Annotated in this window: 1 protein-coding gene; it reads right to left on the minus strand. The window is 65.6% G+C overall.

The window, feature by feature from the left end:
* The coding region (locus tag CK215_RS30510; protein ID WP_245418882.1) for a cadherin repeat domain-containing protein at positions 1–1,722 on the minus strand (1,722 nt) is incomplete at both ends.

The following is a 1,722-nucleotide window of genomic DNA, read 5'->3' on the forward strand; positions in this document are numbered from 1 at the left end:
GTTGGCGCCGGAGTTGGAGTCGGGCGGAGTGTTGAAGGCCACGGGCTGTTGGCCGGCCGTGACGCTGACAGTGAAGGTGCTCGTGGCGCTGCTGCCATCGGACGACGTCGCTGTCACCTGGAGATTGATCGTCGGTTCGGACTGGGCGTTGAGCGTGCCGGTGCCCGAGCGCGTGACGACCCCGGTGCTGGAATTGATGGCAAAGCGCGAGTCGTCGATCGTGTAGGTGACTGTCGAGCCGGCATCGGGATCCGAGGCCGAAGCGGTGATGCCGACGGCAGTGCCGGCGGCAGCGTTCTGGCCGATCTGGTTGGCCCCGGAGTTGGCATCCGGCGGCGTGTTGAACGCGATCGGCTCCGGGCTGTCGAGGACACCGAGGGTGAAGCTCTTGGTGGCGGTGCTGCCGTCGGAAGAGGTTGCCGTCACCGTCAGATTGATGGACGACTGGGTTTCGAAGTCGAGCGTGCCTGTGCCCGAGCGCGTGATGACGCCGGTGCTGGAATTAATGGCGAAGCGTGCATCGTTGATGCTGTAGGTGACGGTCGCGCCGGCATCGGGATCGGTGGCCGAAGCGGTGATGCCCGTGGGTGCTCCCGCCGCGGCGAGCTCGGCGATCTGGTTGGCGCCGGGGTTGGAGTCGGGCGGAGTGTTGAAGGCCACCGGACTTCCGGATCCCGGCAAGACATATTCGATGTGCAGCAGCGGCGCGCTGGCGGGATTGTATTCGTAGGAATCGGCGGTGCGCGTGCCGGTGCCGGTGATCAGGAAGGCCATGTCGTTGAGCGCCGCCCAGCCCGAGCGGCTGACGATCTCCTGGACGACAGCCGTGAGGTCTGGCGTGCGCTCGGCCTGGACGTGCTCGCCCACCGTGGTCCACGGGGCCGGCGTCCAAGCCGTCGACGCGTCGGTCGTTGCCCGTGACGATACATTGAAGCTGGTGCTGGTGAAGGGGCTTGCGTCGTCGGTGTCCTGGCCCTTGATCAGCAGCGAGGCCGCGCCGGTCTTCACCTCATTGGCCTGGAACTGGATGTAGGCGCTGGTGATGATCGCGCCTTGCGGGACGTCGATACCGGTGAAGCGGAGACCGACCGTCTGGCGGGTAGAGCCGTCAAAGCCCAGTTCCAGATCACTGACGTTGCTCGAAATCGAGCCGGAACCTTTCTCCTCGACATCGTCGCCTGCGGCCGCCACCCTGGCCTCGAAAGTCCCAGGCGTGCTGCCGCCGGTGACGTCAACATTGAAGGCGTGGGTGTTGGTGCTGCCGTCCGACGAGGTCGCGGTGACCGTGAGCGCAACCGTCGGCTCGGACTGGGCGTTGAGCGTGCCGGTGCTCGAGCGTGTTATGACACCGGTGCTGGGATTGATGGCAAAGCGCGGGTCGTTGAGACTGTAGGTGACCGTCGAGCCGGCATCGGGATCCGTGGCCGAAGCGGTGATGCCGACGGCAGTACCGGCGGCAGCGTTCTGGCCGATCTGGTTGGCCGCGGTGTTGGCATCGGGCGGCGTGTTGAACGCAACCGGTTCCGGGCTGTCGAGGACGGCGATGGTGAAGACCTTGTTGGCCGTGCTGCCGTCGGAAGAGGTTGCCGTCACCGTCAGGTCGATCGACGACTGGGTCTCGAAGTTGAGGCTGCCTGTGCCCGAGCGCGTGATGACACCGGTGCTGGAATTGATGGCAAAGCGCGTGTCGTTGATGCTGTAGGTGACCGTCGAGCCAGCATC

The organism is Mesorhizobium sp. WSM3864, from assembly GCF_002294955.1.
Classification (GTDB): Bacteria; Pseudomonadota; Alphaproteobacteria; order Rhizobiales; family Rhizobiaceae; genus Mesorhizobium.